Here is a 6,963-nt window from a genome sequence, read left to right on the forward strand (position 1 = left end):
GCGCAGCGAAGTACCGAAGCGAAGCGCAGTGCGGAATGCCCCGACCCTTGCGTTAGCAAGGGGCACGCCCAAAAAAAATATCAATAAGAGCAGATTAGCCTTAGTCCAAAAGGTTTTGATCTATGACTATATTCCAACGTTCTGAAAGCCACTGCTAAAAGCTTCGCGAATTTTATCTAATAACTCTTGAGCTTTTGAGTGATGCTCTTCTTGATTTTGTTCATTCATTTCGGCATGTACATGCACTAATTCTTTTTTGAGTTCCATCAGTTCAGTTATTTTGGCAAGGTACTTTTGCTTTGCAGCATACAGCTGATGCTCCAATTCCGCAATCTGCTTTTCGCACTCTTTGATAGAGGCTCTAATTTCAGCTTCTAATTTTTCTTTTTCCATAATATTTCGTTAGAATTTTTTCTGACCTATGAAATTTTATGCCTACTTAGCAAGCTGTATAAAAACACTTTATTTGTGCATCTATACAATTTGCTTGCATTGCAATAATATCTAATTTTTTCGTAAATACAAAACTAAACATGCAAAATGCTTGAATAAATCTTTATATTTTTGCCCAATGAAAAAATTATTAAATGTAGCCTTCATTTTCATTGTTTCTGCAAGCTTAGCTCAACCCAAAAAGTCCCCTGAAAACTGGATGCACATGGATTATGAAAGCGATAAAATCATGGGGATGAGCGTGGATAAAGCTTACACTCTGCTCAAAGGGCGAACTTCAAAAACGGTAATTGTAGCAGTTTTAGACAGTGGTATAGATATTAACCACGAAGACCTCAAAGAAGTTATTTGGAAAAATACCAAAGAAATTCCCAACAATAACATCGACGATGATAAAAACGGCTACGTTGACGATGTATATGGATGGAACTTCATCGGCGGTAAGGATGGAAGCCATGTATGGTATGATACTAAGGAATCCGCCCGTGAGTATAAAAGACTTTCTGCAAAATTTGAAGGCAAAAAAGAAGAAGAACTTAAAAAGCTATCCAAAAGTGAAAAAATAGAATATCAAAAGTACCAGAAAGTAAAACAAAAATTCCTTCAAGAGCGAACTCAAATGGAGCAGGCAATTAAAATATATGAAACTCTTAAAAAAGGTATAGAGCAAATTCTCAAAGATCTTGAAGGTAAACAAATTGACACTGCTACTTTGCAACAATATCAAACAGGAGAAGATCCTGTAAAGGTTATGTCTAAAAAAACCCTGTTAGAAGGTCTGAAGATAGGTCAATCTATAAGCGATATAACTAAGCAAGTAAACTCTGTGTATGAATATATCAGCAAAATGTTAAGTCTCAAACTCAATCCTGACTTTGATCCTCGCTCTATTGTAGGTGATAATTATGAGAATGTAACAGAGAAATACTACGGCAACAATGATGTTATTGGTCCAGATGCTTCTCATGGTACGCACGTAGCAGGGATTATTGGTGCAGTTAGAAATAATAATATCGGCATCAACGGAATTTGTGATAATGTACGAATTATGGTTGTTAGAGTGGTTCCCGATGGAGATGAAAGAGATAAAGATGTAGCTAATGCCATACGCTATGCAGTAGATAATGGTGCAAGCATCATCAACATGAGTTTTGGCAAAGATGTGTCTTTTAACAAAAAAGTGGTAGATGAAGCAGTCAAATATGCTATGTCCAAAGATGTGTTGATAGTTCATGCAGCAGGAAATTCGGCTATGGATTTAGATAAAGAGGAAAACTATCCAAATAAACGATACGAGGGAGGTGGAAAAGCAGAAGCTTGGCTAGAAGTAGGTGCTTCTTCTTGGAAAGGTGGAAAAGAAAAAGTTGGAAATTTTTCTAACTATGGACAAAAAAATGTAGATGTATTTGCACCTGGAGTAGGTATTTATTCTACTGTACCAGGGTCTAAGTATGAGCGATTTGATGGCACAAGTATGGCGTCGCCTTGTGCAGCAGGAGTAGCAGCCTTATTGAGGTCTTACTTTCCTACTCTTACAGCAGCACAAGTCAAAAACATTATCATGAAAAGCGTTACACCTATCCGAGAAACTACTATTAAGCCAGGCACTCAGAATCAAGAAGTCCCATTTAGTAAGCTATGTGTTTCAGGGGGAGTAGTAAATGCCTATAAAGCAGTTGAGCTTGCTCTTAAAACCAAAGGTAAGAAAAAGCCAATTTGACAAGCTACCGCTCTATTACATTCTATACCATAAACCCGCATACAATGCTACACCTGTTCCCATTTTGGGCAAAATTAAACCTGTGATTTGGTCAGCACTTAGCCAAATTCCAAAGCCTTTGTAATTCAAACAGGTATGTAGACCTAAATTAAAATTATTAAACCCTAAAACTCCCATACATCCTCCTGCAGCGAGGTATTCATTAAGCTTGTACTGCGCCGCAGCTTCTAGGTGTGGTCTGAAAGTGATAGAACTATGGTAACCTTGCTCAAACAACCCTGAAACTTGTACCTTTTCATTGATTTGCTGAACATATCCTACACTCAGCCGCAGCGGAAGCATATCTATATATTTTTGGGCGCTAAGTTTAGAACTAAATACTTTGCGTAAAGTGTCAAAAGCATTGTTTTTATTGTCTTGTACAGCAAATAAGTTTGAAATGACTTGTCCCTCAAAGCGAAATTGATTTACACTTTCTGTATAGGTAGTAGCGTTTCCACTCCAAGATACAAAACCTAAATTTTGTACAGTTACATATATAGTTTGAAGTTGTGATTCATTTATTTGATAAGCCGCAGTAATATCTACCCCTGCACCTACTCCGTTAAATTTGAATATACCTCTATTTCCTTTTCCTAATCCTGCTGTATTAAATTCATAATCCATAGTAAAGTCAAGGTATTCTCCCTCTTGGGCTGTAAATAAACTACCTGAAAAGTGCTTTGTCCTTATTTGACGAACTCCCTGTACAAGTTTAGCATTTACTCCTATGCTTAATTTATCAGTTAATTGAGTAGCCCCTGTAACTTTGTAGTAGCGTACTCTATGCCAATAAAATTTAGCTTTATCTTCTTTTACAGTTTTGCCCTCAAACTGGCTATTTCCTTGCCATAGAAGTTTTCCTAAATCCCTGTTGTAGCTAAATGAAAATAAATCATTCTCCTCTATACCCAACCCTAGAATGTACCTATCTTTTTTTATGACTGCATTTAGTAAGTGAAAAGAGTACTCTGAACCGATTACATTTCGTTTTTTACTTTTTTTAGCCATGTTTTGAGTTTCTTCATAAGTGATAGGTTTTCCTTCAAGTAGCTTATCTACAATACTATAACTAAAATTGTTATTTCCAATCGAAAGCTGCAAACCTGAACTAATCTGAAATTTGTTCATTTCTAGTTGCGGATACATTGCAGGTATGTATGTCGCTGCGTTAAAACCTTGATTGGAGAACAAAAGCTGCGATTGAGAATAGCTAAAAAAGGAACACACACCTAAAAGAATAGTCAAGCAAAGTTTGAAAATTCGCATATTTTTCGTATTTTTCTGCCCAAAATTAAAAAAATATTTCATGCAAAGGCTTTTTATCATTTTACTCACTTGCTCATTCTTAAAAACCTTTGCTGACGGTTTTATTCCTAATCAAGGACAATGGAATTACACAGCAAAATCTTTGTTACGCTTATCGCAAGGAAATTTATGGATACACGAAAACTACTTGTACTATCATCTATGGAATAGTCAAGAACTTAATCATATCAGACACTATAAGCAAGGTACGTTGCATCAAACTGCTATACAAATGCAGTGGCTTAACGCTCAAAAAGCAGCTGTAAAACATATACAAGAAAACGAAGAAATCTACAATTACTTTTATGGTAACGATCCGCAAAAATGGGTTACGGGCGTAAAATCTTATCAAGAACTATGGCTTAAAAATCTTTATCCTAACATTCACGTACGAATGTACATTCAAAATCAACACCTTAAATATGATTACATTGTTTTACCCCACGCTAATCCTCATCTTATTCAATGGAAGTATATCGGACAAACTCAAACCGAAATTAAAAATAACCAAATTCATGTATTAAATGAGATAGCTAGCTTTTATGAAAATAGCCCATTAGCTTACCAAAAGGATAAAAAAGGTCTTTTGAATGTACCTTGCCAGTATAAAGAAAAAAACGGTTTCTATTATTTTGAAATAGGCGAATACAATCCCGAAGATACTTTAATTATAGACCCACAGGTTGTATTTTCAACTTACACAGGTTCTTATGCGGATAATTGGGGCTTCGCTGCTACTTATGATACCTTAGGCAATGCATACACGGCAGGTACAGTGTATCGGTTTGGCTATCCGACCAGCCCAGGAGCATTTCAAACTACATTTTCAGGAGGTTCAGGCAGCTATCCCTCTGACTGCGGTATCATGAAGCTCAACCCCGTAGGAAAATTAATTTACGCTACTTACTTAGGAGGTTCAGGCAATGAGCAACCTCACAGCATCATCACTGATGCGCAAGCTAACTTGTACATTATGGGAACTACTTCTTCTACGGATTTTCCTACTACTGCTACTGCTTACGACAGAACTTACAACGGAGGAACATGGGACATTTTTGTAACTAAATTGAACGTTTCAGGAACCTCACTACTAGGTTCTACATTCATAGGTGGTAACAATATTGATGGGATAAATCCCGAAGGAGCATCACAACTATACTATTTGTATGGAGATGAAGCTCGGGGCGAAATTATGCTAGATGCCGAAAACAACGTATATGTAGCCGCTTGTACGCGATCGACCAACTTCCCTGTTACTTTTGGTGCTATTAAAGGCAATTTAACAGGCTTACAAGATGCTTGTGTATTTAAACTCAATACGCAGCTTTCTATTTTGTTATACAGCACTTATTTAGGCGGTAATGCCGATGATGCAGCTTATGGAATAATCATAGATAACTTTGGACAGGCTTATGTCTGTGGAGGAACTAGCAGTTCAGACTATCCTACTTCAAGCACGGCTTATTTAAAACTAAAACCAGGTGGAATAGATGGCTTTGTAACTAAACTTTCAGCAGATGGTAAAAGTATTTTGGCTTCCACGTTTATAGGCACAAGTAATTATGACCAAAGTTATCTCATTCAACTAGATGCTCAAAAAAATGTATATGTGGTAGGGCAAACCTTAGGGAATTTTCCTGTGAGTAGCAATGTCTTTCATCAGCCCAGAGGGACACAGTTCATTATCAAATTAGATAGTTTGCTAACTAAAAACATTCTTTCTACTCGTTTTGGTTCGGGCAGAAGTACCGTAGATATTTCTATAAGTGCTTTTTTAGTGGATGATTGCGAATACATATACGTTTCAGGTTGGGGAGGTTTGCAAGACATCAATAATGTAGTAAGTGGAAACGTAACAGGTATGCCAATTACCAATAATGCTATTCAAAAAAGTACAGATGGTTCAGACTTTTACTTAATGGTTTTAAGCAAAGACATGAAAGAATTGCTTTATGCTACTTATTTCGGTGGTAATCGGTCAGAGGAACATGTAGATGGCGGTACTTCTCGATATGATAAAAAGGGCGTAATTTATCAAGCTATTTGTGCAGGTTGTAGAGGAAATTCAGATCTATACACTACCCCAGGGGTACAATCTACTACCAACAACAGTAGCAATTGTAATAATGCCGTGTTGAAATTAGACTTTAAACTAAATAACATACAACCACAAGCATCTTTTAACGCTTTTCCTGATAAAGGATGTGCTCCCCTAACGGTTAAGTTTGAGAACAAAAGTCCGCAAAATTTGAATTACTTGTGGTTATTTGGTGATGGAAACACTAGTACAAGTTACAGCCCTACTTATACCTATACGCAACAAGGTACATATCCTGTGCAGCTCATTGTAAGCAATCCTATGAATTGCCGTGCTTTACCTGATACAGCCTTTGCCGTGATTCAAGTAAGCACCATTGAAAATCCTACTCAAAGCCAAGATACCTGTGTTTGTGCTAAAAATCCTGTAATACTCAACGCAAATAATCCAGGGGCATCTTATTTATGGAACACAGGTGCAACTACTCAAACTATTACCGTGCAAGAACCTGGGCGATACAGTGTAACAGTTAAAAATGCATTCGGATGTGAAAAAACTTTTTACTTTAACGTGGGCAATTATGTATGTCAAACGCCCAAAATTCCTAACATTATCACTCCTTCGCAGGATAATCTAAACGACAAAGTTTGCTTCAAAATTGAAGGGATATATGATTATAATTTGTCCATATACAACAGGTGGGGAGTAGTTGTTTTTGAAAGCAACAATCCCGAAGAGTGTTGGACAGGGGAAACTCAAAACACGAAAGTACCTTTACCCGAGGGGGTTTATTACTATATTATCACTGCAAAGACCTGTCAAGGGGATAAGTATAAATTAGTTGGCAACATTACCATTTTTAGATAAAAATAAGTGAGTTTATTTTTTGCGAAGGGCGATTAAGAAATATTAAGTTTTAATTTTTTTGGGCGTGCCCTTGTGGGCGTTTCGCTGCGCTCATGCCCACAAGGTCGGCGTGCTACGGGCTACGCTTTCGCTTCGGTGCTGCGCTGCGCTTCGCACCGTGCTAACGCACGCCCTTCGCATGCCTCACGCAGGAATCTCTGAAACAACTGTTTCACTGCACTTTATACAAGGTTTTAGCTTGTAAGTATTTGTACTTCAAGCTTAAACAAGCTAAATATACAAACCAAAAAATAAAAATAGTACTTGTCAGTTGTAAATTGGCTACATTTTTTTAATTTTGTATCGGCGTTTACAGCCTATATTTTAGAAGGTCCGATCTCGCCAAGTTGTAAATTGGCTACATTTTTTTAATTTTGTATCGGCGTTTACAGCAAGTATTAAAACGGACGCATCCACTACTTAGTTGTAAATTGGCTACATTTTTTTAATTTTGTATCGGCGTTTACAGCCTATATTTTAGAAGGTCCGATCTCGCCAA

Annotated in this window: 5 protein-coding genes; 3 read left to right on the top strand and 2 right to left on the bottom strand. The window is 37.1% G+C overall.

Annotated features, from left to right (window positions below; genetic code table 11):
• Positions 1–126: 126 nt before the first annotated feature.
• Positions 127–393, bottom strand: a complete 267-nt coding sequence (locus NZ519_10290; GenBank protein MCS7029136.1) for a hypothetical protein — start codon at positions 391–393, stop codon at positions 127–129.
• A 178-nt stretch (positions 394–571) separates the two neighbouring features.
• Between NZ519_10290 and NZ519_10295 the strand changes: the two genes are divergently transcribed.
• The gene (locus NZ519_10295) at positions 572–2,173 is read left to right on the top strand and encodes a S8 family peptidase (GenBank protein ID MCS7029137.1); all 1,602 of its coding nucleotides are present in this window, start codon (positions 572–574) and stop codon (positions 2,171–2,173) included.
• Positions 2,174–2,188: 15 nt separating this feature from the next.
• On the opposite strand, the gene NZ519_10300 is transcribed toward NZ519_10295, so the two are convergent.
• Positions 2,189–3,523, bottom strand: coding sequence for a DUF5723 family protein (locus tag NZ519_10300; protein ID MCS7029138.1), 1,335 nt, complete (start codon positions 3,521–3,523; stop codon positions 2,189–2,191).
• On the opposite strand from NZ519_10300, the gene NZ519_10305 reads away from it, so the two are divergent.
• On the top strand, positions 3,522–6,425 hold the full coding sequence (locus NZ519_10305) for a gliding motility-associated C-terminal domain-containing protein (protein ID MCS7029139.1): 2,904 nt from the start codon (positions 3,522–3,524) through the stop codon (positions 6,423–6,425). The genes NZ519_10300 and NZ519_10305 overlap by 2 nt on opposite strands.
• A 72-nt stretch (positions 6,426–6,497) precedes the next feature.
• Positions 6,498–6,626 carry a hypothetical protein gene (locus NZ519_10310; GenBank protein MCS7029140.1) on the top strand — a complete coding sequence of 43 codons (129 nt, stop codon included), beginning with the start codon at positions 6,498–6,500 and terminating at the stop codon, positions 6,624–6,626.
• Positions 6,627–6,963: the final 337 nt, after the last annotated feature.

It is taken from the genome of Bacteroidia bacterium, assembly GCA_025056095.1.
In the GTDB taxonomy this organism is placed as follows: domain Bacteria; phylum Bacteroidota; class Bacteroidia; order JANWVE01; family JANWVE01; genus JANWVE01.